At 51.7% G+C, this 420-nt stretch carries 1 protein-coding gene; it reads left to right on the top strand.

Annotation, left to right across the window (positions count from 1 at the left end):
• Window positions 1-49: 49 nt before the first annotated feature.
• On the top strand, window positions 50-420 hold a 371-nt coding region (locus RMT89_RS41290; RefSeq protein WP_315888893.1), incomplete at its 3' end, for a hypothetical protein.

Raw genomic sequence — 420 nt, 5'->3', positions numbered from 1 at the left:
CGGTGGATAACATGCCTGCAAACTTTTGGGCAGTTGGAAGGTAATCGTGATGGAAAATGAGAATAGCGAACCGGTCGTTCTCGGCCACGATTTGCTAACGTCGAGCGAAACAGCTCCAGATGTGATCGATCTGCCGGAGGCAATATTCGCGACTTTTGCTGACGATGGTTTTCCGACCGGGTTTTATTCGACCATCATTGTTGGTGACGATTATCCGGATGGCGCGGTCGAAATCTCTCAAGAGCAATGGTCCGAATTCGTCAATAATTCCGGCCTTCGCAGATGGGTTGACGGCGAGGTGGTGGAATATACCCCGCCGCCGCTGCCAGAACCCGTTACTGTTGTTAATAGTGTTGATCTTTGGTCGCGCATGACAAATGATGAAGCGGATCAGGTTGGGGCAGCGATGAACGCCCAACC

Origin of the sequence: Streptomyces sp. P17, assembly GCF_032436805.1 — a bacterium.
Classification (GTDB): Bacteria; Actinomycetota; Actinomycetes; order Streptomycetales; family Streptomycetaceae; genus Streptomyces.
Note: the sequence above shows the minus strand (reverse complement) of the source record. Positions and strands in the feature narration are given on the sequence as shown.